Source organism: Mesorhizobium sp. M7A.F.Ca.US.006.01.1.1 (genome assembly GCF_003997935.1).
In the GTDB taxonomy this organism is placed as follows: domain Bacteria; phylum Pseudomonadota; class Alphaproteobacteria; order Rhizobiales; family Rhizobiaceae; genus Mesorhizobium.
The window spans coordinates 1-25,183 of the sequence record NZ_RZQL01000088.1 but is presented as its reverse complement, the minus strand read 5'-3'; the positions used below and the strand labels follow the sequence as shown (position 1 = coordinate 25,183).

At 61.9% G+C, this 25,183-nt stretch carries 32 protein-coding genes and 1 tRNA gene; 11 read left to right on the top strand and 22 right to left on the bottom strand.

Annotated features, from left to right (window positions below; all coding sequences use genetic code 11):
* A partial coding sequence (locus EN943_RS17045; protein ID WP_206522775.1) for a nicotinate-nucleotide--dimethylbenzimidazole phosphoribosyltransferase occupies positions 1–432 on the top strand: 432 nt, incomplete at its 5' end.
* 12 nt (positions 433–444) lie between these two features.
* Here EN943_RS17045 and EN943_RS17040 read toward each other — a convergent pair.
* Together EN943_RS17040 and EN943_RS17035 are read right to left on the bottom strand one after the other, a co-directional pair.
* Positions 445–975, bottom strand: coding sequence for a GNAT family N-acetyltransferase (locus tag EN943_RS17040; protein WP_127413710.1), 531 nt, complete (start codon positions 973–975; stop codon positions 445–447).
* A 50-nt stretch (positions 976–1,025) separates the two neighbouring features.
* The gene (locus EN943_RS17035) at positions 1,026–2,546 is read right to left on the bottom strand and encodes a HAMP domain-containing sensor histidine kinase (protein ID WP_127413709.1); all 1,521 of its coding nucleotides are present in this window, start codon (positions 2,544–2,546) and stop codon (positions 1,026–1,028) included.
* Positions 2,547–2,621: 75 nt separating this feature from the next.
* Between EN943_RS17035 and EN943_RS17030 the strand changes: the two genes are divergently transcribed.
* From EN943_RS17030 to EN943_RS17015, 4 genes are all read left to right on the top strand, one after another.
* Complete coding sequence (locus tag EN943_RS17030) at positions 2,622–3,242, top strand: thermonuclease family protein (protein ID WP_127413707.1); 621 nt, start codon at positions 2,622–2,624, stop codon at positions 3,240–3,242.
* 43 nt (positions 3,243–3,285) lie between these two features.
* Entirely contained in the window at positions 3,286–3,897 is a 612-nt protein-coding gene (locus EN943_RS17025) for a glutathione S-transferase (protein WP_127413705.1), read from the top strand.
* Positions 3,837–4,517: a uracil-DNA glycosylase family protein gene (locus EN943_RS17020; RefSeq protein WP_127413703.1), complete on the top strand. Its 681-nt coding sequence runs from the start codon at positions 3,837–3,839 to the stop codon at positions 4,515–4,517. The genes EN943_RS17025 and EN943_RS17020 overlap by 61 nt, the downstream gene beginning before the upstream one ends.
* 108 nt (positions 4,518–4,625) lie before the next feature.
* Positions 4,626–5,117, top strand: coding sequence for an Lrp/AsnC family transcriptional regulator (locus EN943_RS17015; RefSeq protein ID WP_006205209.1), 492 nt, complete (start codon positions 4,626–4,628; stop codon positions 5,115–5,117).
* Between the two features lie 20 nt (positions 5,118–5,137).
* Here EN943_RS17015 and EN943_RS17010 read toward each other — a convergent pair whose 3' ends face one another.
* From EN943_RS17010 to moaA, 12 genes are all read right to left on the bottom strand, one after another.
* Positions 5,138–5,707 (bottom strand): DUF3299 domain-containing protein, encoded by a 570-nt coding sequence (locus tag EN943_RS17010; RefSeq protein WP_127413702.1) that lies wholly within the window; start codon positions 5,705–5,707, stop codon positions 5,138–5,140.
* Between the two features lie 91 nt (positions 5,708–5,798).
* Positions 5,799–6,503 carry a DNA alkylation repair protein gene (locus EN943_RS17005; RefSeq protein ID WP_127413700.1) on the bottom strand — a complete coding sequence of 235 codons (705 nt, stop codon included), beginning with the start codon at positions 6,501–6,503 and terminating at the stop codon, positions 5,799–5,801.
* Between the two features lie 9 nt (positions 6,504–6,512).
* The gene (locus EN943_RS17000; protein ID WP_127413699.1) at positions 6,513–7,382 is read right to left on the bottom strand and encodes an NAD(P)-dependent oxidoreductase; all 870 of its coding nucleotides are present in this window, start codon (positions 7,380–7,382) and stop codon (positions 6,513–6,515) included.
* 112 nt (positions 7,383–7,494) lie between these two features.
* Positions 7,495–8,316 carry an ABC transporter permease gene (locus tag EN943_RS16995; RefSeq protein WP_127413697.1) on the bottom strand — a complete coding sequence of 274 codons (822 nt, stop codon included), beginning with the start codon at positions 8,314–8,316 and terminating at the stop codon, positions 7,495–7,497.
* Positions 8,313–9,032, bottom strand: coding sequence for an ABC transporter permease (locus tag EN943_RS16990; protein ID WP_127297297.1), 720 nt, complete (start codon positions 9,030–9,032; stop codon positions 8,313–8,315). The genes EN943_RS16995 and EN943_RS16990 overlap by 4 nt, the downstream gene beginning before the upstream one ends.
* 80 nt (positions 9,033–9,112) lie before the next feature.
* The gene (locus EN943_RS16985; protein WP_127413696.1) at positions 9,113–9,898 is read right to left on the bottom strand and encodes an ABC transporter substrate-binding protein; all 786 of its coding nucleotides are present in this window, start codon (positions 9,896–9,898) and stop codon (positions 9,113–9,115) included.
* Positions 9,899–10,055: 157 nt separating this feature from the next.
* Positions 10,056–10,565, bottom strand: a complete 510-nt coding sequence (gene mobB, locus EN943_RS16980; RefSeq protein ID WP_127413694.1) for a molybdopterin-guanine dinucleotide biosynthesis protein B — start codon at positions 10,563–10,565, stop codon at positions 10,056–10,058.
* On the bottom strand, positions 10,562–11,188 hold the full coding sequence (mobA, locus tag EN943_RS16975; RefSeq protein ID WP_127413693.1) for a molybdenum cofactor guanylyltransferase MobA: 627 nt from the start codon (positions 11,186–11,188) through the stop codon (positions 10,562–10,564). The genes mobB and mobA overlap by 4 nt, the downstream gene beginning before the upstream one ends.
* A gap of 56 nt (positions 11,189–11,244) precedes the next feature.
* Complete coding sequence (locus EN943_RS16970; protein ID WP_127413691.1) at positions 11,245–12,165, bottom strand: DMT family transporter; 921 nt, start codon at positions 12,163–12,165, stop codon at positions 11,245–11,247.
* Between the two features lie 220 nt (positions 12,166–12,385).
* Complete coding sequence (locus EN943_RS16965; RefSeq protein WP_127413690.1) at positions 12,386–12,745, bottom strand: hypothetical protein; 360 nt, start codon at positions 12,743–12,745, stop codon at positions 12,386–12,388.
* Between the two features lie 121 nt (positions 12,746–12,866).
* Positions 12,867–13,340, bottom strand: coding sequence for a hypothetical protein (locus EN943_RS16960; protein ID WP_127413688.1), 474 nt, complete (start codon positions 13,338–13,340; stop codon positions 12,867–12,869).
* A gap of 56 nt (positions 13,341–13,396) precedes the next feature.
* Positions 13,397–14,392 carry a GTP 3',8-cyclase MoaA gene (gene moaA, locus EN943_RS16955; RefSeq protein WP_127413687.1) on the bottom strand — a complete coding sequence of 332 codons (996 nt, stop codon included), beginning with the start codon at positions 14,390–14,392 and terminating at the stop codon, positions 13,397–13,399.
* A 199-nt stretch (positions 14,393–14,591) separates the two neighbouring features.
* On the opposite strand from moaA, the gene EN943_RS16950 reads away from it, so the two are divergent.
* Together EN943_RS16950 and EN943_RS16945 are read left to right on the top strand one after the other, a co-directional pair.
* Entirely contained in the window at positions 14,592–14,945 is a 354-nt protein-coding gene (locus EN943_RS16950; protein WP_127413685.1) for a DUF971 domain-containing protein, read from the top strand.
* A gap of 72 nt (positions 14,946–15,017) precedes the next feature.
* Positions 15,018–15,629, top strand: coding sequence for a pyridoxamine 5'-phosphate oxidase family protein (locus tag EN943_RS16945; RefSeq protein ID WP_127413684.1), 612 nt, complete (start codon positions 15,018–15,020; stop codon positions 15,627–15,629).
* A 19-nt stretch (positions 15,630–15,648) separates the two neighbouring features.
* Here EN943_RS16945 and EN943_RS16940 read toward each other — a convergent pair whose 3' ends face one another.
* The gene (locus tag EN943_RS16940; RefSeq protein ID WP_023813960.1) at positions 15,649–16,101 is read right to left on the bottom strand and encodes a MarR family transcriptional regulator; all 453 of its coding nucleotides are present in this window, start codon (positions 16,099–16,101) and stop codon (positions 15,649–15,651) included.
* A 47-nt stretch (positions 16,102–16,148) separates the two neighbouring features.
* Between EN943_RS16940 and EN943_RS16935 the strand changes: the two genes are divergently transcribed.
* Positions 16,149–17,057, top strand: a complete 909-nt coding sequence (locus EN943_RS16935) for an alpha/beta hydrolase (protein ID WP_127413682.1) — start codon at positions 16,149–16,151, stop codon at positions 17,055–17,057.
* A 13-nt stretch (positions 17,058–17,070) separates the two neighbouring features.
* Here the strand turns inward: EN943_RS16935 and EN943_RS16930 are convergent, their stop codons facing one another.
* Entirely contained in the window at positions 17,071–17,466 is a 396-nt protein-coding gene (locus tag EN943_RS16930) for a rhodanese-like domain-containing protein (RefSeq protein WP_127413681.1), read from the bottom strand.
* Positions 17,467–17,521: 55 nt separating this feature from the next.
* Positions 17,522–18,136, bottom strand: coding sequence for a TetR/AcrR family transcriptional regulator (locus EN943_RS16925; RefSeq protein ID WP_127413679.1), 615 nt, complete (start codon positions 18,134–18,136; stop codon positions 17,522–17,524).
* A 100-nt stretch (positions 18,137–18,236) separates the two neighbouring features.
* Here EN943_RS16925 and EN943_RS16920 point away from each other — a divergent pair, with 100 nt between their 5' ends.
* Together EN943_RS16920 and EN943_RS16915 are read left to right on the top strand one after the other, a co-directional pair.
* Positions 18,237–18,983 (top strand): 3-oxoacyl-ACP reductase family protein, encoded by a 747-nt coding sequence (locus EN943_RS16920; RefSeq protein WP_127413678.1) that lies wholly within the window; start codon positions 18,237–18,239, stop codon positions 18,981–18,983.
* Between the two features lie 209 nt (positions 18,984–19,192).
* Positions 19,193–21,082: a murein L,D-transpeptidase gene (locus EN943_RS16915; protein ID WP_127413676.1), complete on the top strand. Its 1,890-nt coding sequence runs from the start codon at positions 19,193–19,195 to the stop codon at positions 21,080–21,082.
* A 2-nt stretch (positions 21,083–21,084) separates the two neighbouring features.
* On the opposite strand, the gene EN943_RS16910 is transcribed toward EN943_RS16915, so the two are convergent.
* Both EN943_RS16910 and EN943_RS16900 read right to left on the bottom strand, forming a co-directional pair.
* Positions 21,085–21,567: a hypothetical protein gene (locus EN943_RS16910; protein ID WP_164778227.1), complete on the bottom strand. Its 483-nt coding sequence runs from the start codon at positions 21,565–21,567 to the stop codon at positions 21,085–21,087.
* A 352-nt stretch (positions 21,568–21,919) separates the two neighbouring features.
* Positions 21,920–22,177 carry a PepSY domain-containing protein gene (locus EN943_RS16900; RefSeq protein ID WP_127413673.1) on the bottom strand — a complete coding sequence of 86 codons (258 nt, stop codon included), beginning with the start codon at positions 22,175–22,177 and terminating at the stop codon, positions 21,920–21,922.
* Positions 22,178–22,851: 674 nt separating this feature from the next.
* Between EN943_RS16900 and EN943_RS16890 the strand changes: the two genes are divergently transcribed.
* The gene (locus tag EN943_RS16890; protein WP_127413671.1) at positions 22,852–23,205 is read left to right on the top strand and encodes a hypothetical protein; all 354 of its coding nucleotides are present in this window, start codon (positions 22,852–22,854) and stop codon (positions 23,203–23,205) included.
* Positions 23,206–23,347: 142 nt separating this feature from the next.
* Here EN943_RS16890 and EN943_RS16885 read toward each other — a convergent pair whose 3' ends face one another.
* The 3 genes from EN943_RS16885 to EN943_RS16875 form a co-directional block, all read right to left on the bottom strand.
* Positions 23,348–24,145, bottom strand: a complete 798-nt coding sequence (locus tag EN943_RS16885; RefSeq protein WP_206522774.1) for a hypothetical protein — start codon at positions 24,143–24,145, stop codon at positions 23,348–23,350.
* A gap of 589 nt (positions 24,146–24,734) precedes the next feature.
* Positions 24,735–24,809 (bottom strand) — tRNA-Val (locus EN943_RS16880).
* 139 nt (positions 24,810–24,948) lie between these two features.
* On the bottom strand, positions 24,949–25,183 hold a 235-nt coding region (locus tag EN943_RS16875), incomplete at its 5' end, for an HAD hydrolase-like protein (RefSeq protein ID WP_164778226.1).

The following is a 25,183-nucleotide window of genomic DNA, read 5'->3' as shown; positions in this document are numbered from 1 at the left end:
GGGTCGGGCGCCGATGCGGCGATGCAGGCACGCAAGGCCGACGTGGTCGATGCGGCGCTGGCCTTTCACGGCGGCCATCTCGGCGACCCGCTCGAGGCGCTCCGCCGGGTCGGCGGCCGTGAATTCGCAGCAATCGCCGGCGCCATCCTTGCCGCGCGGATGCAGAAGATCCCGGTGCTGCTCGACGGATTGGCCGCCACGGCAGCCGCAGCGGTGCTGCATGCCGCCAATCCCGCCGCGCTCGATCATTGCCTTCTGGCCAGCCTGTCGCCCGAACCCGCGCATGCACACGCCGCCCAACGGCTCGGGCTGCGCCCGTTGCTTGATTTGGGCATCAGCCATGGCGAAGGGGCAGGGGCCGCCCTTGCCGCGGGTCTGGTCAAGGCCGCCGCGCTGACCAGTTCGGGCATGGCTGCGGCGGTACGCGCTTAGAGTCTTGACCTGCTAGCGCCGGAGATTGGGAATGCGATAGACGACAGCGTTGTATTTTGCGTTGGAGCGGCTGCCGACTATTACGCCTCCAAGGCGTTCCGCTATTCTTCTGCTGGCCACGTTCCTTTCCGCAACCGGATATTCGAAGCAGTCCGGTTCGAGTGCCTCGGAGGCCCACTCCGCGACAGCAGCAATTGCCTCTTGGCCAATGCCGTTTCCTTGAGCGTCTTCCCTGATCCAGATCCCGAGTTCGGGACACACGGTCTTCGCTGCATGAAGGCCGACAAGTCCCAGACAGCGATCGTCCGCCAAGGCACGCACAACAAAGTGCAAATCCGATCCGTCCTGGATTGGCGCCAGCCAGGATCGCCATACTTCGGCAAAGGCCGCCAGTGATCGAGGTGGTTCCCACTGCATGAAACGGGTGATGGCGGGAGTGATGGCGACAAAGAGGTCTTCAGCGTCGTCGGCTGTAAACAGCCTCAAGCGAAGGCGGTCCGAGTTGATCTCTGTGCCACCGACATGCCAGTCACCTTCTGCCATCGTGGGGTGCCGTCTTTCTTGCTGACCATCGACACAGTCCGCCGCGACGCTTACCGCCGCCGAGCCGCCACCGCCGCGGTCGGCAGTGCTGGCAGTTCCTCCATCACCCGGCTGAGCGGGAAGATGGCGATCGCCTCGGTCCCTTCGCGCAGCTTGGAATGAAGTTCGAACTCGCCGCCATGCATGGCGAGCAGCCCTTGCACGATCGGCAGGCCAAGGCCGGTGCCTTGCTCGGCGCTCTTGATGGCAATGGAGCCCTGGCCGAAGGCGGAAAGCACGATCGGGATCTCGTCTTCCGGTATGCCCGGTCCGTTGTCCTTGATCGAAATGTATTGTCCGCCGCCCGCGGTCCAACCAACGCGGACACGGATTTCACCGCCGGTAGCCGTGAACTTGATGGCATTCGACAGAAGGTTGAGCGTGATCTGCCGCACGGCCCGTTCATCGGCGAAAAGGCGCGGTAGCTCGTGCTCGAAATCCTGGACGACCCGGATATCCTTGTTGCGCGCCCTCAACTCCATCATGTGACAGCAGTCCTCGACGATACCAAGCAGCATCACCGGCTCTTCGTTGAGTTGGTAGCGGCCGGCCTCGATGCGCGACAGGTCGAGAATCTCGTTGATCAGGTCGAGCAGATGCTGGCCGGATTCGTGCACGTCATGGGCGTAGTCGCGATAGGTGGGATTGCTCATCGGACCCAGCACCTCGTTCGACATCACCTCGGAAAAACCGAGAATGGCATTGAGCGGCGTGCGCAATTCGTGGCTCATCGAAGCGAGGAACCGCGATTTCGCCAGATTGGCGTCCTCGGCCCGCCGCCGCGCCTCGTCCGACATCGATTTCGCCGTCTCCAGTTCGGCGATCAGCGCATCCTTTTCGGAGCGGAACGACAACATCATCAGGGACGAGTGGTTGAGATGACGGGCCACATAGGCGAAGAACGGCAGCGACACGACCAGCAGCGCGGCCATGATCGCCTCGACCGGCATCCATAGCTTGACGCCGGCATAGGCGTAGAGCGCCACGGGAACGGCAAAGGTCGCCAGCAGCGCCCCGCGCAGAGACGAGGTCATCACCGCGGTCGCCGCCATGGCGAACAACAGCACCACGGCCTTGACGATGTGGAACGGATCGACCTCGCAGACGCTGCAGCCAAGCCACACGAACCATGCCCAGCCGAGACCGCACAGGAAATGGCCGATCAGGAATTCCCGTCGTGCTTGCAAAGGGTTGAGCTCGGAAGCTTCAGTACGCTCGATGCGCCGCGCCATGAAGGCAACGATGGTGTAGCAGGTCAGGGTGAACAGGGCCCAAAGCCCGATCTCGTTGCCGATTCCGGCCAGCCGGCCGCCCGCAGCCATCGCCAGCACGAGAAGCGGGATGGCGATGGCGCCGCTTGTCATCGCGCGGGCATGCAGCTTCAGCAGTTCACGATCGAAATCGGGATTGCCGGCCTGCTGCGAAAGACGGTCGCGCGTCTTGCGCACCGCGCGCGCGACATCGCTGTTGCGATGGCGTTTCCTGCGGTCCACAATGAACTTGTCCGCTGTGTTCGAGCGTTGCAAGGGCATCAAAACTTCAATTTATGCGAGCAGCGGTTTCCAAGTGTTAAGCTACGTTCGAATGATTAACCAACCGTTTGCCATATGAGCCGTTCATGGTCGCCGAGGCCGCGCCGGCGATACGTTGCGCGCCCCAGAAGCCTGTGGCGCCGGCTGGTGGATTACGGGCTTGCCGTCATCATCCTCGGACTGCTGATCCTGCTGGCGGCCCGCCTCGACCGGGTGGAGACACGCAAGACGCAAGGCGTGGCAATCATCAACGACGGCGATTCGATCACGCTTGGCACCGAGCGCATCCGCATGCGCGGCATCGATGCTCCGGAATATACGCAGACCTGCCGCAAGAACGGCGCGGACTACTCCTGCGGCACGCTTGCGCGTCAGTCGCTCGTTCGCCTGATCGCCGGCAAGCCCGTCTCTTGTACCGGCTGGCAGCGTGATCGTTATGGCCGGCTGCTCGGCGACTGCACAGCCGGCGGCAAGGATCTCAACCGCGCGCAGGTCGAGGCGGGCTGGGCGGTTGCCTATGGCGACTTCGAGAGCGAGGAAGCCATCGCCCGCGCGGGAAAGGCCGGCATCTGGGCGGGAACGTTCGATCAGCCGCAGGATTGGCGAGACAGCCATCACGGCGAAGTCGTCGAGAAGAAGCACGGCACACTGGCGTCGATCGGCGATGCCGTGCGCGAGATTTTTCGCTTCTGGTGATGCGCGTCCTGGAACTGGAACCGAGAACGAACAGGAGGATGGAATGAAACTCTTCGACGGTGGCCGGGCGCCCAACCCCAGGCGGGTCCGCGTTTTCCTGGCCGAGAAAGGCATCGAGGTTCCGCAGGTGCCCGTCGACATGGGGGCGCTGGAACACAGGCAACAGGCGGTCAGCTCGCGCAATCCCTTGCAACGCCTGCCGGTGCTGGAACTCGACGACGGCACCGTCATCACCGAATCCGTCGCCATCTGCCGCTATTTCGAGGAACTGCATCCCGAACCGGCCCTGTTCGGGCGTGGCGCACTCGGCAAGGCGCAGGTCGAGATGTGGCAGAGGCGGATGGAATTCAATTTGCTCAGCTGCGTTACGCAGGCTTTCCGGCACATCCACCCGGCCATGAAGGAATGGGAAATCCCGCAGGTCCCCGAATGGGGCGAGGCCAACAAGCCGAAGGCCGTGGCGTTCCTCGGGCTGCTGGACGGCGAACTGGGCAGCCGGGAGTTCATCGCCGGTGACAGCTATTCGATCGCCGACATCACCGGTCTGATCGCTGTCGACTTCATGAAGCCGGCACGCATCAAGGTGCCGGATGAATGCGCGAATGTGTTGCGCTGGCATCAGGCCGTCTCCAGCCGGCCGAGCGCATCAGCCTGAGAATGACTGCCGAACTCGAAAACCTCGTCGCCAGGGTCCGCGCCTGCCGCATCTGCGTGGAAAATCCGGCCGGCAAGCCGTTGCCGCATGAGCCAAGACCAGTGCTGCGCCCTTCCTCCAGCGCCCGCATCCTGATCGCCAGCCAGGCGCCCGGCACCAAGGTGCATCTGTCGGGCATGCCATTCACCGACGCCTCCGGCGATCGCTTGCGCAGTTGGCTTGGTGTTACGAGCGACGAATTCTACGACATCGAAAAATTCGCCATCGTCCCGATGGGCTTCTGCTTTCCCGGCCAGGATGCCAAGGGGGGAGACCTGCCGCCCAGACGCGAATGCGCGGCGGCCTGGCGCGCACCTTTGATGGCCTCGATGCCACGGATCGATCTGGTGCTGACGATTGGTATCTACGCGCAGTCCTGGCACATGGGTGCGGCGCGCCGGCCCTCCCTGACCGAAACGGTCATGGAGTGGCGCTCCATCTGGGAGAATTCCCTCGGTCCGAAAGTGTTGCCGCTGCCGCATCCCTCGTGGCGCAACACCGGCTGGCTGAAGAAGAATCCATGGTTTGAAATGGATTTGCTGCCTTTTCTGCGTTCGGAAATCCGCTATCGCCTCGGCTGACCTTTCAGCAAGAAATCACTCGCTTTTTGCCTGATCAGCAGAATTTCTTTCTTGTGAAAGGCATGAATAAGGCAGAGTATAGGCAATCTATTCCCTTGGGAGCACGATATGGATCGCCTCGATAGAAAAATTCTCCGCCTCTTGCAGGAGGACGCGACACTCGCGGTCGCCGATGTCGCCAAGAAAGTCGGGCTGTCGACGACGCCTTGCTGGCGGCGCATCCAGAAGCTTGAGGAGGAGGGCGTCATCAAGCGGCGCGTTGCCATTCTCGACCATGAAAAGGTCAATGTGCGCGTCACCGTCTTCGTGTCGATCCGCACCAATTCGCACAGCCATGAATGGCTGCGGCGTTTCTCGGAAGTCATCCAGGAGTTTCCCGAGGTGGTCGAGTTCTACCGCATGAGCGGCGACGTCGATTATCTCCTGCGCGTCGTGGTGCCCGACATCGCCGCCTATGACGCCTTCTACAAGCGGCTGATCGCCAAGATCGAAATCCGTGACGTGTCGTCGTCCTTCGCCATGGAGCAGATCAAGTACACGACCGAAATCCCGCTCGACTACATGGTGCTGGACAAGGAATCGGGTGCCAACGCTGCCTGAGCTGCATTAGGCTGCCCTGCTTAGTTCTTCTTTTTGTTGAGGAAACTCCAGGGTGAGTTCATCGGCAGCGTGATTGTATCCGGCACCGTGTCGACGCTCACCACGTCTGCCTTGCGGACGCTGTACCCAGACTGGATGACGCTGACGCCGTCGAGGATAAACAACTGGCTCTTCTCCATGTCCGGCTTCAGCGCGCCGGTGACCGCGACAGGCTGATAGGTCTCGGACATCTTGTAGGGTCGGGCCGGCGTGACCAGAACGATCTGGTTGGGCGGCGGCGTCGGCATGTGGCTGCAAGCACCCGTCCAGGGTACCAGCAGGAACTGATAGACGAGATCACCGTCGCGATCGACCGGCAATGCGTAGCCGGCTAGCTGAATGCTTTTGTCCTGCAGGTTGAGGGACAGCGTCTCGCCATGGTCGGGCAATTTTGCCGCGATCATCGGCAGTCCGACGTTTTCGGCGGCGGATTGCGTAGCCGGGCGCAGATCCTTCCAGAATATGTGCGCGGTCTCGGCCGAGGCATCGGCAGCAGCGGACACAAACAACGCAGCTGCGAGCACCATCGTTGATTTTAGAGGATTGCTCATCGGCCGCTTCCTTTGAATCTGAAGTAAAGACGCAGCTGCGAAAGACGTCAACGCTCGAGCCGGTCACGTCGGAAAGCGGATTTCCGCGCCGTCAGCCTTTTCTGGCGGCGATCCGCGCGAGCGTCTTGGCATTGGTCAGCTCCCTTACGGCGTCCTTGCCGATCCAGCGCGCCGTCTTGTCTGCCGACTGCGCCAGTCGTTCGGCGACAGCAAGGGCAGCACTTTGCATGGCCATCGATCGTTTGCCGATCGACCGAAGCGCCCAGTTGACGGCTTTCTTCACGAAATTGCGGCTGTCCGTGGCATGCGCTTCGATGATCGACAGGAAGGCGAGGAAGGTCGTCTCCGGCTCCTTCTTCCGGTGGACGACAGACCAGGCCATCATGGCAAAGGCCGTGCGCCGAACGAATTCCCGCTCGTCCGCCGCGAACTCGCCGATCAGTTCCTTCCAGGCGTCCGTATCGACAAAGAGGTCGGAGACGCCGTCGACGATGTCCCAGGAGTCGAAACTCGCCGCCCATCGTCTTGCATCTCCAGCAGAAAACCGTTTTGGGTCAGCCGTGACGGAGGCAATGAACTGCGCCTCCATGATGCCGCTGTCCCATAGCTCGAAGGCGCGCTCGTGGTTGCGTTTGATCTTCCTGGCGATCTGCCGCTGCATGCCGTGCGAGATGCCAAGCGCACGGTCGATCTTGATGCCGTAGCGCAACATGCCGAGGCGGTTCTCCTCCGATCCGATAGCGCGAAGATGGGCGACGATTTCCGCGACACTGGACTGAGGCGAAAGCTCTGCCACCGCAGAAACCTATTTTTCGAGACGGGCGAGCAGCGAGGACGTGTCCCAGCGTTTGCCACCCATCGCCTGCACATCCTTGTAGAACTGGTCGACGAGTGCGGTGACCGGCAGTCTGGCGCCATTGCGGTCGGCCTCGGCCAGGCAGATGCCGAGATCCTTGCGCATCCAGTCGACGGCGAAGCCGAAATCATATTTGCCGGCGTTCATCGTCTTGTGGCGGTTCTCCATCTGCCAGGAGCCCGCGGCGCCCTTGGAAATCACCTCGATCACCTTCTCGATGTCGAGCCCGGCCTTCTTGCCAAAATGGATGCCTTCGGCCAAGCCCTGGACGAGACCGGCGATGGTGATCTGATTGATCATCTTGGTGAGCTGGCCGGCACCGGCCGACCCCATCAAGCCGACCATGCGGGCAAAAGCGTCGATGACAGGCTTCGCTCTGTCGAAAGCGTCCTGCTCGCCGCCGACCATGACGGTCAGCACGCCATTCTCGGCGCCGGCCTGGCCGCCCGAGACCGGCGCGTCGAGAAACGAAAACCCGCCGGCTTGCGCCGCCGCCGCCAGCTCGCGAGCGACCTCTGCCGAGGCCGTGGTGTTGTCGATGAAGACCGAACCCTTCTTCATCGATTTGAAGGCGCCTTCCGGACCGGTCGTCACCGAACGCAAATCGTCGTCATTGCCAACACAGGAAAAGACAAAATCCTTGCCCTCCGCGGCCTGCGCCGGCGTCGCCGCAAGGCTGCCACCATGCTGGCCAACCCATTGCTCGGCCTTGGCCTTGGTGCGGTTGTAGACTGTGACGTCATGGCCGCCCTTGTTCTTCAAGTGCCCGGCCATCGGATAGCCCATCACGCCAAGACCGAGAAATGCAACAGATGCCATGAGCCTGCCCTTCAGAATGGAAACGGAATTTGCTGCGAGACGTCTAGGCTCTGCGCGCAATTCGTCAAGATGCGCAGGGCAGGATCGACTGGTGCAGCTGAATTGAAAATAGTCAGCGTTTCAGGTGAACGGTGATCCGGCGCTCGATCCATTCGACGCCATGGCGCAATATCTCGACCATCACCAGATAGACGAGGGCGACCCAGATATAGGCCTGGATGTCGAACGAGTTGGCGAAGGCGAGCTTGGCATTGCCCATCAGATCATAGACCGTGATGATGGCGACGATGGCGGAAGCCTTGACCATCAGGATCAGTTCGTTGCCATAGGGCCGCAAGGCGACGATCAAGGCCTGCGGCAGGATGATCTTGCGCAAGGTCTGCAGTTTGTGCAGGCCAAGCGAGGCCGCTCCCTCCCATTGCCCTCTTGGCACGCTCTCGATGGCGCCGCGCAGAATCTCGGCCTGGTAGGCAGCGGTGTTGAGCGCAAAGGCAAAGACGCCGCAATTGAACGCGTCCTTGAAAAAATCCCAGAGGCCGACCGACTGGAGTTCGGCGCGGAACGAGCCCAATCCGTAATAGACCAGATAGGTCTGGACCAGCAGCGGCGTGCCGCGGAAGAAATAGACGTAGCAATAGGCGAGGCCGGACAGGATCCGGTTCTTGGACATGCGCCCGTAAGCGACGGGCACCGACAGAATCGCGCCGAGCACCATCGATATGGAAACCAGCGCGAGCGTTACCCCAAGCCCTCGCAAATAGGCAGGCGCATATTTGGCGAAGAAATCGGGATTCCAGGCAAGGAAGAGATAGCTGACGATACCAATGCCGAACAAAATCCATAGGCAGACCAGCGCGTAGCCGACGATACGCCCGCGCGGCCAGCCGCGCGCCCGTGGCGGGGGACGTTCGACCAGGGTGGCCGCGGCGCTCATCGCTGCGCCTCCCGCCGGCCAAGCGAGCGCAGAATAGCACTGGTGGCGAAGGACGACAGGACGGCCAGGCCAAGAAAGACCAGCGAGGCGACGCCGAAGAACAGGAAAGCGTGCTTGGTGACGCGGGCGGCAATGCTGGCGTTACGCAGCGTCTCGGCCAGGCCGACGACAGACACCAGCGACGTGTCCTTCAGCAGGCTGAGCCAGCAGTTCTCCAGGCCGGGGAATGCGATGCGCAGCAGTTGCGGCACGATCACCTTGCGCATGGTCAGCCAGTTCGAAAGACCGATGGCATAGCCGCCCTCATACTGGCCTTTGGGAATGGCGCGAAAGGCCGACAGAAAAACCTCGCTGGCATAGGACGAGAAGATCAGCGCAAGCACGATCATGCCGGCGACGAAGCTGTTGACGTCGATGGTGGTGTCCGGCCGGAAATACCTGACGAGATGCTGCAGCAGGATCGGCATGCCGAAGAAGAACAGGAAAAGCGTCACCAGCTCCGGCAGGCCGCGAAAGACGGTGGTGTAGATGTTGGCGGCAAGGCGCAACGAGGGTTCTTCGGACTGCTTGGCGAGTGCAATGAAAAAGCCGATCGTCAATCCGATGGGCAGCGTGGCAAGCGCAAGCGCAATGGTGATCAGTGCGCCATAGGCAATATCGTCAAGCCAGCCTTCGGGTCCCCAACTGAGAAGTGTCCATATGCTCTGGGCTGGCATCGACCGGTCTTATCCCCACGGCGTTCCCAAGACGAATAGAAAAACGGCGGGGAAATTCCCCGCCGTCTTGACCTGGCTTATCAGGACTCGGCGCCGTAGACGTCGAACTTGAAATACTTGTCGTTGATTTCCTTGTATTTTCCGTTGGCGCGAATGGCGGCGATGGCCGAGTTGAGCTTGTTGACCAGGTCGGTCTCGCCCTTGCGCACGGCAATGCCGGCGCCAGGCCCGAAGATCTCGACCGGCTGCGGCGAAGGCTGGCCGAGGATCTTGCAGCAGGCGCCGTCAGGCGAATCCAGAAACTGCTGCAGCACGACGATATCGTCCTCGATGGCGTCGAGACGACCATTGGCAAGATCTGCCTGCTCCTCAGGGCTGCTCGGATAACCCTTCACGGTGCTGTCGGTGTAGGTCTTCGAGGCATAGTTGAAATGCGTCGTGGTGGTGGCGACGCCGATGGTCTTGCCTGCGAGATCTTCCTTGGTCACGCCTTTCAGCGTGCTGTCCTTCGGCACGGCGAGCGCCGATGGCGTGTTGTAGTATTTGTTCGAGAAGTCGACCTTCTCCTTGCGCTCCGGCGTGATCGACATCGAGGCGACGATGGCGTCGAACTTGCCGGCCTGGAGGGCTGGAATGATGCCGTCCCAATCCTGGGCGACGAAGGTGCACTTGACCTTCATCTCATCACAAAGCGCCTTGGCAATGTCGATGTCGAAGCCCACCAGCTGGCCATCGGCGGTAAGGTTGTTGAAGGGCGGGTAGGCGCCTTCGGTGCCGATCCTCAGGGTCTTTTCCTGGGCCTGGGCGACGCCGAGCGTCAGCAGCGCGGCCGATGCGGCGAGCGCGATACGCAGTGCAATACGCATGATAGTCCTCTCTTTATGCTCCCGGCCGTGGTTCCGAACGGCTCTGTGGGGCGGTGCTTTTGACCGCCCGCTGGCGCGATACTCCCACTCTTTCCAAGAAAAAAGCAACTGCAAAACCGTAAAAATGGGCAAGGCTATTCTGCCGTTGCGTCAGCGCTCAAGCAACGAGCCCGGTGGTGCGCTCGATAAAGTCGGCTATCGATTTTGCATCGTCGAGATCGAATACCGGCAGCAGCTCGCCTTCAATGGCAAAATCGGCGGCAACAGCGACGATGTTGGGATCCTCCGCCGAAAGCGGCGTGCGGTCCTTCGCATCCAACCTGCGGGTTTCGATCTTGCTGTGGGCTTCGCGCTTGTAGCCTTCGACCAGCACGAGGTCGCAGGGGGCAAGCCGCGACAAGACAGTCTCCAATGTCGGCTCATCCTCGCCGCGCAGCTCGTGCATCAGCGCCCAGCGAACGCCGGAGACGATCGCGACTTCGGTGGCGCCGGCCTGCCGGTGGCGAAAACTGTCCGCGCCCGGCTTGTCGATGTCGAAGTCATGATGGGCGTGTTTCACCGTCGACACCTTCCAGCCGCGCCGGACAAGCTCGGCGACCAGCCTTTCGGTCAAAGTCGTCTTGCCGGAATTCTTCCAGCCGGTGATGCCGAAGACGCGTCTGTTCATGGCTTCATGCTTTGCAACAGACGCTCGGCAGAGACAAGATCGTCCGGCTCGTTGATGTTGAAGAAGGGGTCGATCCCCGCCGATGGCGGAATCGGGAATTCCACCTCGACAAAACCGTACCGGTCGATGAAAGCCGACACCCGTCTGTTGTCCTCGTCGACCAGAAAGTGCCGCAATGCGTCGCAGCAGTCCGTCGGCCAGAGCGCGAAGGTCGGGTGCCGTTTGCCGGCCGAGCAAGCGACAGCGATCGAATCTGGACGTTGATCGGTGGCGTCCGCCAGTCGTGCCACAAGGTCCAGCGGCAGGAAGGGCGTGTCGCCGGCAGCGCTGACGACCGCCTTGCAGGCCGTGTTGGTAACGGCCCACTCGAGGCCGGTCAGGATCCCGGCAAGCGGGCCGGCAAAGCCGGGCACGCTGTCGGCAAGCACCGGCAGTCCAAAGCGCAGGAATCGTGCAGGATCGCCATTGGCGCTGAGCGCCAGCGATTCGATCTGCGGGGTGAAGCGCGACACGACATGGTCAAGCAGGCAGCCATCGCCAAGCGGCAACAGGCTCTTGTCGCCACCGCCCATCCGTCTTGATTGGCCACCGGCCAGAATGATCCCCGCAATGTCTCGCTTCATGCCATGGAGCCTGTACGCCAGCCGCCGGGAATCGCAAGAACCTTCAAATGACCCGGCTAGATTCCGTCGGGCACCATGCTCGGCCCCGTGCTTTCAGCGACGATCTTTCGCCGGCCGGCCACGCGCTCGCGGTAGAGCGCATAGAGGCCGGAGCCGATGATGATGGTGGCGCCGACGATCATCGGCAGGTCAGGGATATCGGCGAAGATGAACAGGCCAAGCAGGATCGACCAGATCAGGGCCGTGTAGCGGAACGGCGCGATGAAGGAGATGTCGCCCGCCCGCATCGCCATGATGATGAATTGGTAGCCGATCAGCACCAGCACCGCGGCAAGGGCCAACAGGGCTGTGCTGTCCCCCGTCATCGGCGTCCAGCCGCCCATTGCCGGCAACAGCGCCGCGCCGACGATTGTCATGGCAAGCGCGGTTGCCGTCGACACCAGCAATGTCGGAATGGCCTTGGGAATCCGCTTGGTGGCGAGATCGCGCACCGCACAGCAGGCGACGCTGGCCAGCGCCGACAGCGAGTAGATGCTGAACCCTTCGAAGCCCGGCCGCACGATGATCAGCACGCCGGCAAATCCGATGGCGATGGCCAGCCAGCGCCGCCAGCCGACAGTCTCGCCAAAGACAAGTGCCGCTCCCATCGTCACCGCCAGCGGCAGCGCCTGCAGCACCGCCGAAACATTGGCGATCGGCAGATGGGCGAGGGCGACGAGGAAACTCACCGTTGCGCCGGCCTCGCTGATCACGCGCAAGGCGACCAGAGGCTGCAGCATCGAGCCCGGGCGCGAGAGAGCGCCGCGCTGCCAGGCGAGCAAGCCGACGAAAAGCGAAGCGAAAGCCCCACGGATCAACATGACCTGCGCCATGTTCATCGATTGCGACGAGTATTTGGTGATGGCGTCGTTGAGGGTGAAGCCGGCCATCGCCACCATCATGAACAACGCGCCGCGAAGATTTGGTGACAGGGGCAAGACGGCTACCGGTTCTGCTTATGCATGTCGCCCAAAAGTGATCTCGGTTTTGGGGAAACGACATGCATAGGAAACAAAGACCTGAAGCGCGTCGCCTGAATCCGTTCAAGCGTGACGCGCTTTAGGCAGCCAGCCTGTAACAGTCGGACATGAAACAGCAACAGCAAAGGACTGGGCCACAGCCTTGTTTGTGGCCGGAATATCGCCCGCGATGGCGAACTTACTTCTTCGGTGTAAGCACCTCGGTGCCGTTGCCTTCCTTGCCGGCGATCGTCCACAGACCGTGCAGCGAACCATCCGCCGCCACCTTGTAGACGACGAGGCCGATGTCCTTGTCCATGACATAGCCGGCGGAGAAGGCATCATCGTTGCGCATGCAGATGCCGTCGGAGGATGAGCCGCCGGTTTCCCAATGGATCGCGCAGGTCGTCCCGCTGGTCAGCGTGATGGTGGCTTCGCCGCCATAGGCGGAGCCGTCGAAATTGGTGCCGGCGACGGTATAGGTGCCGCCGATCGACTGCGCCGCCGCGGGCATGGCCGCGACACCAAGCAAGGCTAGAGAAAGAACAAGTTTGCGCATGATGTATCCCCCCGTTGGATGAAAAACCGTCCCAGGGCGAACGCATAGGCCGGAACCTGCTGGCGGTAAATCCGGCTACGGTTCGCAAACAAGACTTTTTCTGAGGTATTGTCCGAAATGCTCACGGCCCCTTGAGGCTGCCGGCAATGGCGCCGACCAGCGGATCGTATTTCGACTTCAGCGCCGGCGGGTAGTCGACCCAGACCGTGCGGATGATGCCGTCTTTCCCAAACAGACGTCGCTCGTAAAAGATCTTTCCATCCTTCAGGCCCGACAGCACGGCCCAGTCCTTTCCGGCCTTGCTGTAGGTGATCTTGTAGCCGGCTTCATCGCTGGCTTTTTCGGCCGCCACAAAACCCTTCGGCGTATCGTCGTCGATATTGAGGATGCCCGAGCAGATCAGGCTGGCACCATCGGCACTCATCCACTCCTGTCCGTCGCCATTGTCGGGCTCCGGCTGGCGATCGGTGAAGACATCGTCGGGAAAGGTGCAGACGGTGCCGAAGCGATCGTTCACATAGGTGAACGGCGCGGCAATTGCCGCGCTCGCCGCGATCGCAGCGAAGAACGTCCCGATTGAAAAGAGCTGCCGCATGTCTTGCCCTGAAGTCGATGACCACACGGCAAGTCTTGCACAGATCGGCGAAAAGATCAGCCGCCAGTGACGCTCATATGGCGCGACACCGATGGCCGGCTGGTGCGGCGGTCTATGATGAAGTCGTGGCCCTTGGGCTTGCGGCCGATCGCTTCGTCTATTGCTTCGGCGACCAGCTCGTTGCCTTCCGAGGCGCGCAAGGGCGCGCGCAGGTCGGCGGCATCTTCCTGGCCCAGGCACATATAGAGGGTGCCGGTGCAGGTCAGCCGGACGCGGTTGCAGCTTTCGCAGAAATTATGCGTCATCGGCGTGATGAAGCCGAGCCGTCCGCCGGTCTCGGCGACCTGGACGTAGCGCGCCGGACCGCCGGTCTTGAAGGGAATGTCGGTCAGCGTGAACTGGCGTTCCAGCGACGCGCGCAGCAGCGACAGCGGCAAATACTGGTCGGTACGGTCGGCATCGATCTCGCCCATCGGCATGGTCTCGATGACCGTCAAATCCATGCCACGGCCATGCGCCCAGCGCATCATCTCGGGCAGCTCGGCGTCGTTGAAATCCTTCAACGCCACCGCGTTGAGCTTGACCTTCAGCCCCGCCGCCTGCGCGGCATCGATGCCTTGCATGACCTTGTCGAGATGGCCCCAGCGGGTGATCTTGTGGAACTTGTCGGCATCGAGCGTATCGAGCGACACGTTGATGCGCTTGACGCCGCAATCGGCGAGTTCGGCGGCAAAGCGCGACAGCTGCGAGCCGTTGGTGGTCAGCGTCAGCTCTTCCAGCGCGCCGCTGGCGAGATGCCGCGACAGCTGGCGCACCAGATGCATGATGTTCTTGCGCACCAGCGGCTCACCGCCGGTGAGGCGCAGTCGCCTGACACCCTTTTCGATGAAGACGCTGCACAGCCGGTCGAGTTCTTCCAGCGACAGCAGGTCCTTCTTCGGCAGGAAGGCCATGTCCTCGGCCATGCAATAGGTGCAGCGGAAATCGCAGCGGTCGGTGACCGACACGCGGAGATAGCTGATCGTGCGGCCGAAAGGATCAATCATGTCCATGCTTCAAGCGCTTCCCGTGGCCGTGAATGGCTTCGTTATATACCGCTATGTGATACGATCCGGCCTGCTGTTCAAGATAGTGCCTCTCGATCTTTGGTAACATCTCTCAGCCGACATCGCATGTCGGTCGGTCTCATCAGGCCTTTTCCCGTTTGGCGAAGCGGCGTAGGGAAGGGTGGATGAGACGGGATCCAACAGCATGACCGCACCGAAAGAGCTCAGGGTCTCCAAGGACCGCAAACTTCTGTCAGTCACCTTTCCCGATCACCATCCGTTCGACTTGCCGGCGGAACTGCTGCGCGTCGCCTCGCCATCGGCCGAAGTACAAGGCCATTCGCCGGATCAGCGGGTGACGGTTCCCGGCAAGCGCAATGTGGCGATCCTCAAGATCGAGCCGGTCGGCAACTACGCCGTGCGCATCACCTTCGACGATTTCCACGACACCGGCATCTTCACCTGGAATTATCTGCACACGCTCGGCCACGAGAGGGATGCGCGCTGGAAAGCCTATCTCGCGGAGCTTGCGGAAAAGGGCCTGAGCCGGGACCATTAGATTCATTCCCCTCGCTGTCGTCAAAACGTCATCGAGATGGCGTAGCGCCGGCAAAGGTTTGGAGGCGAAAACATGTCCGTCATCACCACGGTCGAGCAGCTCGAGGCGCTCTATGGCGTTCCAGGTGAGGCCTCGCTGGTCAAGGAACTCGACCACGTCATTCCCGAATATGCCGCCTTCATCGAAGCCTCGCCCTTTGTCGCGCTGGCAACCAGCGGACCGGAGGGGCTGGACTGTTCGCCGCGCGGCGATCTCGCCGGCTTCGTGCGCATCCATGATCCGAAAACGCTGATGATGCCCGACCGTCGCGGCAACAACCGCGCCGATTCGCTAAAAAACATCATCCGCGACCCACGCGTCGGCCTGCTGTTCCTGGTGCCGGGCTCCGGCACAACGCTGCGCGTCAATGGTCGCGCTCATATCACCACGGATACAGCGCTGTGCGCATCATTCACGGTGGACGGCAAGGCGGCGCGATCGGTAACCGTCGTCGACATCGATTCGGTCTATTTCCAATGCGCCCGCGCCATCGTCCGCTCCGAGCTCTGGAACCCAGCAAGGCATATCGACCCGAAGTCGCTGCCGACGCCCGGACAGATCCTCGAAATCACCAGCCGCAAGACCATCGACGGCGAGACCTACGACAAGGAATGGCCGGAACGGGCGAAGAAGACGATGTGGTAGTTTGGGCTGAAAGGGGCTGCTACGCCTCCTTTAGCACATCATAGATCTTGCGCATCTGCTCGCCGATCATGTCGCATTGTTCCGGCGTCGACTGGCTCATCGCCTTCTCGATCAGCGCCATATGCACTTTCAGCGCCTGCATCAGCAGCGCCTCGCCGGCCTCGGTGAGCGCGAGCCGCAGGATGCGCTTGTCCTTCTCGTCGCCTTCGCGGCGCAGCAGGCCGCGCGCTTCCAGCTGCGGCAAAAGCATGGTGATGTTGGAGCGGCCGACGAGCAACTTGCGGGCAAGATCGTGCTGCGACATTCCGGGGTGGCGATAGAGGTTCATCAGCACGTCGAGCTGCGCCGGTTTCAAATCGAGCGGCGCCAGCTTCACCGCCAGCGTGCGCTCAAGCACATGGCAGGCGCGCGCCACCGCGACCCAGTTGCGGAAACGCGGGTTGTCCCAAGGCAGCTCTTGTTTATTGTTCATCTTTGAACTATTATGTTCATGCTTGAACGTATGGATGGATTCTCACTATGGCATCATTCGGGCTGAAGGTCATCCGGGGCGTGTTCGGTGCGGCCGAGCGTGTCGCGCCGCGGCTTAGCGGACGCGCGGCGTTCGAATTGTTCTGCCGCACCCCGAATGTCAAGGCGCTCAGCGATGGCGAGCGCCGCGCTGTCGAGCGTGCGGCCGGGTTCATGACCGAGGCGCGTCATCACCGGCTGAAGACCGCGACCGGCTGCGTCATGGTGCACGAGTTCCGGCCCGAGCCGGGCAGGGCGGTCGCCGGCACGGTGCTCGTCGTCCATGGCTGGCGCTCGCGCACCGAATATATGCGCGCCTTGATCGAAGGCTATCGCGCCGCCGGCTACAGGGTCGTTTCGCTTGACCTGCCCGGCCACGGCCAGTCGCAGGGCCGGCGCCTGAACATGGTCAATGCCGTGGATGCGGTGCGGGTTGCCGGCGAATGGTTCGGCCCCTTCGCCGCAGCGGTCGGCCATTCCTTCGGCGGCGCCGTCGCCGCCAACGCCATCGCCGGTTCGGTCAAGAACATCCCGCCGCTGGCGGCCGGACGCCTGGTGCTGATCGCGGCGCCCAGTTCCCTGCCGGCGATCTTTGCCGACTTCAGTCATATGTTGAATGTCGGCCCGCGCTCGCAAGCCGCCATGGCGGACCGGGTCGAGCATCTTTCCGGCCGGCCGCTGCACGAATTCACCGGCGACCGCCAGCTTGCCCAGGCGCCGGTGCCGACCCTGGTCATCCACGCGCCGGACGATCGCGAAGTCTCGGCCGATCATGCAAGGCGCTATGCCGGCGCCGGCGGCCATGTGCGGCTCTACTGGGCCGACGGGCTCGGCCATCGCCGCATTCTTACCGACAAGGATGTGGTCGAACGCGCGGTCGGCTTCGTGACGCATCGCGAGCCATTGCTGCTGCACTGAGCGGCGGTCGAGATTATTTCTTCTTCTCGCCGGGTTCGACCGGCAGTCCGGAGGCCTTCCAGGCGGTGTAGCCGCCAAGGATGTGCTTGACCGGCGAAAGGCCCATGTCCTGCGCCGTCTTTGTTGCCAGGGCCGAGCGCCAGCCGCCGGCGCAGAAGAACACGAAGCTCTTTCCCGAGGCGAAGAACGGCTTGTGGTAAGGGCTTTCGGGGTCGATCCAGAATTCCAGCATGCCGCGCGTGACATGTTTGGCGCCCGGAATCCGGCCGTCCCGTTCCACTTCGCGGGGATCGCGCAGATCGACGAAGATGGTGTCTTCATCGTCGAGCAGCCCGGCCGCTTCCTCCGGCGAAATCACTTCGATCACGGCGTTCGCCTCGTCCAGCAGCTCGCGATAACCCTTTTTCACGCTCTCATCCCTCCCGGCCTTGCTGGCGGATTTCGAGCACACCGGCCGGCGTTTGTCACGCCGCGTCGCCGCCGGCCATCGTCTTCCAGGCAGCCATCGCACCGGCCACCGTTGCCAGCAGGGCATCGTGCGATGCACCGTCGCGGGCCTGGATCGACATGCCGTGCTGAACCGTGGCGAAGAAAGTCGCTGCGGCACTTGTGTCGAAATCCGCCGGCAGTTCGCCCTCGGCAACGCCGCGATCGAGACGTTTTTGCAGGGCGGTATGGTTTTCGGCACGACGACGGCGCAGATCGGCGCAGATGGCGCCGCGGCTCGAATCCTGATGCAGTGCGCCCAGCGTGATCAGGCAGCCCTGCGGGCGATCGCTCTGCGCATAGGCTTTCGCCGTCAGGCACAGGAATTGTTCGATCGCCTGCCGCGCGGTCGCAGCCTCGTCCAATGCCAGCCAGATGTCGGCACCCTCGGTGTCCGAGTAAAAATCCGTCGCCTCCAGGAACAGCGCCTCCTTGCTGCCGAAGGCGGCATAGAGGCTGGGCGAGTTGATGCCCATGGCGGCGGTCAGCTCGCTCATCGATGCGCCTTCGTAACCACGCGCCCAAAAAACCTGCATGGCGCGGCGCAGGGCTGCGGTTCGATCGAAGGTGCGGGGACGGCCTCGTTCCGACATGGTGCTCTTTTCTGTGTTGATCGATACATAATCCAGTTGACGCCAGCGGGCAAGGCTGGCAAATATTTATGTATCGATCATTACATAAAAGGAGTATTCGATGTCTTCCAGCAAGTTGAACGGCAAGGCCGCGCTCGTCACCGGCGGCAGTCGCGGCATTGGTGCGGCGATTGCGCGGAGGCTGGCCGCCGATGGCGCCAATGTCGCGCTAACTTATGTGCATGGCGAGGAACAGGCCCGCGCTGTTGTCGCCGAGATAGAGGCCAAGGGTGGCCGCGCCATCGCGATCAGGGCCGACAACCGCGACGCAGTCGCCATAGACAAGGCGGTCGACGACGCCGTAACCGCCTTCGGCCGGCTCGACATCCTGGTCAACAGCGCAGGGATCTGGCGCGCCGCCCCAATCGACACGCTGTCGCTCGCCGATTTCGACGAGACCATGGAGGTCAATCTCAGGGCCCCGTTCATCGCTTCCAAGGCCGCGGCCGCCCATATGGGTGAGGGCGGCAGCATCATCTCGATCGGCAGCAACCTCGCCGAGCGGGCCACCGACGGCAGCCTCACGGCCTATTCAGCCAGCAAGGCGGCGCTGGTCGGCCTGACCAAGGCGCTGGCGCGCGACCTCGGCCCGCGCGGCATCACTGCCAATGTCGTCCATCCAGGCTCGACCGACACCGACATGAACCCGGCCGACGGCCCGCATGCCGAGCACCAGCGCCGGAAGATGGCGACACCGCGCTTCGGCAAGGCCGAGGACATTGCCGGCATGGTCGCCTGGCTCGCAGGCCCGGAAGGCCGCTTCGTCACCGGCGCCGCGCTGACCATCGATGGCGGCGCCAACGCCTGATCCCGACGGATTTCCGGCTGGGGCGGAACCACCCTCCGCGCCAGCCGTCACGATCTTGTGAAACCGTTCTGCAACAGGCTTTCCAAAATTTATGAAAGCTTAACGAAATCGGTATGAATCAGTATAGTCGCGCCTTACATCCGCCAAGCGGTGAGCGGGACGATCTAGCGTGCGGAACGGGAACCGGTTGCGGCCGGAGCGGGTGATCCATGAAATTCCTCGGAAACAAAGCAACCGTGATGCCGCTGCTGGCAATCACGGCAACGCTGGCTTTCGGTGTACCCCAGGCAGGCGCGCAGGGGCTCTTCGACATGCTTTTCGGCGGCGGCGTCAAGCATGCGCCGAAAGGCGAGTTTCCGCCCCCGCCGCCGAAGAACAAGCCAAAGCCGAAAGTGTCCGGCGGCGGCGGCGGCAATGTGAAAATCAGCAGCCCATCCTACTACACCTACAAGGCCGACCGGCTGGTTCGCGTCGACTTCTCGGCATTGGCCGCGACGCCGGCGCCGGCGACACCGCAGGACGCCGCCTTCGTTCCGTCGGCTACGGGTGCCGCGTTTCGTGATGCGGTTGCCAGCTTGGGCGACTACGAACTCTTGGCCGAGCCCGACATCGCCAAGGCGCTGATCGCCTATTACGCGGCCAATCCGGATTTCATCTGGGTAAGCGGAACCAGCCTCAACAGCCGTGCGCAGGATGCGGTGCGGGTGCTTGGCGAGGCTTCAAGCTATGGCCTCACGCCCGCCGACTATACGGTGGAAGTTCCCGCTGCCGGCGCATCGCCGGCCGATGCCACTGCGCAACTGAAAGAACTCGTCCGTTTCGAGATGGCACTGTCGGCGCGCGTGCTGCGCTATGCCCGCGACGCCCAGAACGGCCGCGTCGATCCCAACCGCATGACCGGCTACTATGATTTCCCGGCCAAGCCGCTCGATCTGCAAGGCGTGCTGAAAACGCTGGCTCATACCCAGCAGGTGCGCACCTATCTCGAGTCGCGGCACCCGCAGAATGCGGAATACCAGGCGCTGCGCGTTGAACTGGAAGCGCTGCAGGCCAGTGCGGAAAACGAAATCGTCGTCGACCCCAAACTGTTGCTGAAGCCGGGCGAAACCAGCGCCGAATTGCCGAAGCTGCTGACCCTGATCGCGGGCAATCTCGATGACGAGATGGGCGGTGCCTATGGCGAGATCCTGTCCAGGCTGGCCACCAGCGACGTCTATGATCCGGAACTGGTCCCGGTCATCAAGGCCGTGCAGCAAAAGGCAGGCATGAAGGGCGATGGCGTCATCGGCCCGCGCACCGTCGCGACGCTGGCCGGAACATCCAAGGCCGACAAATTACTGAAGGTGGAAGTGGCGCTGGAGGAACTGCGCTGGCTGCCCTCCGATCTCGGCAGCCCGCGCGTCTTCATCAACCAGCCGGCCTTCACCGCAAGCTACATCGACAATGGCGAGGAAAAGCTCAAGACGCGTGTCGTCATTGGCCGGACCACCAACCAGACCTCCTTCTTCTATGACCAGATCAAGCAGGTCGATTTCCATCCCTATTGGGGCGTGCCGCAGTCGATCATCGTCAATGAGATGCTGCCGAGATTGCGCAACGATCCGGGCTATCTCGACCGGGCCGGCTACGAGGTGACGGATTCGCGCGGCAAGCGCATTCCTTCGTCGGCGGTCAATTGGGGCGGCTATGGCTCGAACATCCCCTACAGCGTGCGCCAGCAGCCGAGCGAGGCCAACGCGCTGGGCGAGTTGAAGATCCTGTTCCCCAACAAGCATGCGATCTACATGCACGACACGCCGCAGAAATCATTCTTCCAGCGGGATATGCGCGCGCTCAGCCATGGCTGCGTGCGGCTGCAGGACCCGCGCGGCATGGCGGCGGCGGTGCTTGGTACCTCCGTGGACTATATCGCAGAGAAGCTGAAGCACGGCCACGCGACCGAGAACGTGACACGCACGATCCCGGTCTATGTCGCCTATTTCACCGCCTGGCCTGATCTGTCCGGCAAGGTCGAATATTTCGGCGACGTCTACGACCGCGACTCGCGGCTGAAGCAGGCCCTGGACGCCACCGAGGCGGTGCGCTCGCCGTCGAGTTAATTTTAGCGCTCGAACAACGGCCGCCGAAAGCCGGCGTCCCGCCCGGCGATCAGCCAATAGAGCAAGCCGGCGACAAGCCCGGCGGCGGCAATGATGCCGATGTCGAGCCAACGCTCCGGGTCCATATCCTCCGGTGCGCTCGGCCAGATCAGGGCGAAGCCACCGACCGCGGCGCCGGCGCCGAAAACCATGTGCAGCAGGACATTGCGCAACGAGAAGAACTCGGCGATCAGCGCGAAGATCAACGTCTGCAGCGCGGTCACCACGATCGTCAGGAAATAGACGAACATGCCGAGCGGCGGCACCAGCAGCACCGCGATCGGCGAAACGCCCATGGCATCGAAATAATTGGGCGCGTTGGGCAAGGAACTGAGCACGCCATAGATCACCGCGATGGCGATCAGGCCGACCAGCACCGACACGAAGTAGCCGGCCAACATCATCAATATGCGCTTCATCACGTGCTTTGCCGTCGCCATCCCCATCCCCCAATGCGGCCCGCGTCGCGACAGTCAGCCATCAAAGCGAGACTGACGCAAGGGGATGCGACGGTTGGCAAGGGCAATCGCTTCGGACCAAGTCCGACTTGTGGCGGAAACCATCAATCGCCGAAGTCAGTGCTGCCCCTCATCGCCCTGCCGGGCACTTCTCCCCGTATAGTGACGGGGAGAAGGGGCTGGCCGCAAACGCCGGCGCCATCCTTGCAACGCTGGTGACTGGCGAAATGGGCGATGACAGCGTCCCTCTCCCCGTCACTATACGGGGAGAGGATGCCGGCAGGCAGGTGAGGGGCGGCGCCGGCGCCGGGAAAGGCTGGCTAATTTGATGCAACGAACCCTATTTCGGCTCCGCCGTCACAGGATCATAGGTGATTTCGACCTTCGCCTTGTCCGCCGTGTAATAGGTGACGGTGTAGGCGCCGCTGTCCCAGTCGACCTCGTCCACATAGCGAAAGCCGTCGCGCTGCTCGACCTTGGCGATGATCTCCGACAGCTTCTTGGCATTGGGCGGCGGCAGCGGCTTGTCGTCCGCAGCCAAGGCCGGCGCGCAGGCGAGAAGAACGGCGACGCTTGTCGTCAGCAGAAATCTGGACATGGCTTTCCCTCAAGTTTCGTCGGACAGAAACTCGCTGGCGCGCCGGTTTGTTCCGCAGCTGGAACAGATGACGATTTGGTCTGCCGATTTGCAGCTGCCCGAATGAGGGACTGCCGCCCGCTTGACTTACGCAGCGCGTCGTTGAGCGGGGTGGAGACCTGAACGGGTTCGACGAGGGTCGACGGCGGTCACGATGCTGTGGTGGTGATCGCAATAGACGCGATCCGCCGAAGTTGGCCCGGCACAGAAACGATAACCGCCGGGTACCGACCGGTCTTCGCTTACCGGGAAGCGGCACTGATAGACGCCTAGCTGAATGAGGGGGACGTCTTTCGAAATCGGTCTGATATTTTCAGGCATGGTTTTTCAGGTTCCTGGTTTATAGCCTTTGCCGGCTGACGGCCGCAATGCGACCGCGTCAAGGCGAGCTTCTCTCGTTTTGGAGGGCTGTGGATCACCATATGGTGATGATCGCAGTGTCAATGAAGTCCCGAAACCCTGCTTTCGCAAGCCAATCATTGCGACTTAAGGCCACACCGGCTGCTGGGAGGGCGGGCTGCGGAAGCGAATACATTTTGTCAGCAGACAGTGTGGCCGCGCCCCGGAGCGTCTCTTCGAACCGTTGCGCCGGTGCTATGGTGTCCCTGCATGATCAGAGAGCAGGGATATAAGGCATGCCCGAAATCACCCGCCGTACACTTCTTGCGTTCACCGCCGCGGCCTCGGTCGTTGAACCGACGTTTGCCGAAGGGGAAGGGGCCTCACCCGAATTGCGGGCGCTGATCGGAGCCCATGAAGCCACCTATGTCGAGCTTCACAGGGTTGTTCATCAAGCGGGCAGCAGCAACCACGAACGCAAGAGGGCAGACCGGATTGAACAGGAAGCATTGCTGGCCATCTGCTCCTATCCGGCGATCAGCCGAGGCGACCGCCGGGCCAAGGCCGATTACCTGTTGACCGCCGAGGCTCGGGGTGAACTCGACCTGGAAGAGCACATGCAGGCCATCCTGCACGCGATGAAGCGCTGATCGCGGCGCGACCGGGGCAGTGCAGAGCTTGGACGCATCAACAGGAGTCCATGCACGGCGACTATCCCGCCACTTTCCATTACTGCGACTACGTATCAGTGGCTAGCGTACGAAGCGGACCTGTCGGTATCGCGGAAGTTAGTCACCGCGCAATCACCCTCCAATACTGGTGCAATAGGTCGTTGCACGTCAGTGCAGGGAGGGCGATTTTTCCGATAGACACGTAGTCCGGACCTATCGAATTCTGAATGTCGCTGGCAATGACGTTGCGATTTGGCTCCGCTATCCCGATGGTCGTGCCTAGGACGACAGACTTCCTTTTCGCCTTGCCCGCGACGGTCAACAGCTCCAAGTTCATCGTCCCATAAGAGAACCCGAGATAAATCACTTGTTCGGCCTCCGCGATAAGGCTGTGAATTCTTGCCATCATCGCTTCGTCTTCTACGCGCTCGGTGAAGGTCCGAATTTGCCTCGCTATTTCTAGAAGCTCGGTTGCCTGCGGTTCGGCACCGAACTTAACCCGGCCGCTTGGTTGCCACGGTAGACTGCCTACCTGCCCGTAGGGGTGGATAACGGTCAGCTTGTTCACGGCCTTGTGCGCTTCCTGTTCCGATATGAGCAGGTAGTTTTGCAGGGCCTTTTCCAAATAAAGTTCAATGCAGCGGTCATAGTTGAACGTGATGAAGCTCACGTTGTCAAAAAGGCTGTCGATGGCCTTTGCCTGGGTGTTTTCCAGAAGCATCTTGACGAAGGTCGCGTGCCAGCTCTCTTTGATTGAGCCGTAATTCAGTTTTCCATCTCGGTCCTTGTCGCCGCGAAGGCTGGAAGTCCGTTCGGCCTCCAGGATACAGACGGCAATCCCGAGCTTGCCCATGAGGATGATGTTTTCATCATGGGAGTGGGTGTGCATGAAGTTGTCAATGGAGATGGCTTGCGGCATTGCGGCTTTAATAGCTTGGCCTGCGCGCCACCAGGGATTAGAATCTCGCACGTCCAACTGCTTGAGATGTTCCTTAACGGCCCAATAAATAGCCAGATTTCCATCTTTCGGATTGAAGCCGGATTGAAGCCGTCCGGAAAGGTAAAGCCCACGGCCTTGCCGATACGCTCCTTCAGCGCATCGCCCATCGGCAAATCAACCTCCGCGCTGGCTCCAGCGCCAACGATGAAAACGGTCTTCTTCGCGAACATGGGTCACCCGAACCGTAGCAGCGCAATCGCCGCAGCCAATGATGCCCGGTTTAACGACAGTGCGGTTTCTTGCCTAGGAGCGCGCCGGATTTCTCACAGCTGCGCACATCGAGGGCGCCGCCAAGGCGCTCAATAAAATGATGGTGGGCGGTAGCCAATGAGCCTCTCGTGTGGGCAAGCGGGAACGCTATCCGGGCCGGAAAACCAGTTGACCGGCTGGGCTAGTATTACGCCATCCCAGGGGGATTTTCGGGTTTTGCGCGCCAAGTGCGCGCCAGAAACCGAAAAACCGCCCGATAGGCGCCGAGTAAATTATCCAGCAATTTCAGGAAAGCCGATGGTGGGCGATGCAGGGATTGAACCTGCGACCCCACCCGTGTGAAGGGTGTGCTCTCCCGCTGAGCTAATCGCCCGCTCGTTGCCCGAAGGCCAAGCGAGCCGCGATATAAGGGAGGCAGGTGCGGGAAGTCAAGGCGGTGTCCGGCGTTCTGAAGAGTATCGGATTTGCTGCCCTCACAGCCATGTCTGCGACGCGACGCCGGCGCTTTCCGGTCAGTTTCCGGCAGCGGCGATCAGCTTTTGCGCCAGATCGAGCGTCAGGGCGTCGAAATGCGAAATGACAGCCGAGGGTTCGAATTCGCGGACATGGCGGTCGGTGTAGCCGAAATCGACCGCCACCACCGGGATGCCGGCGGCTTTTGCCGTGTCGATGTCGGTTTGCGAATCGCCGACCATCAGCGCGCGGTGCGGGTCGCCGCCGGCCAGCTTGATGGTCTCGATCAGATGG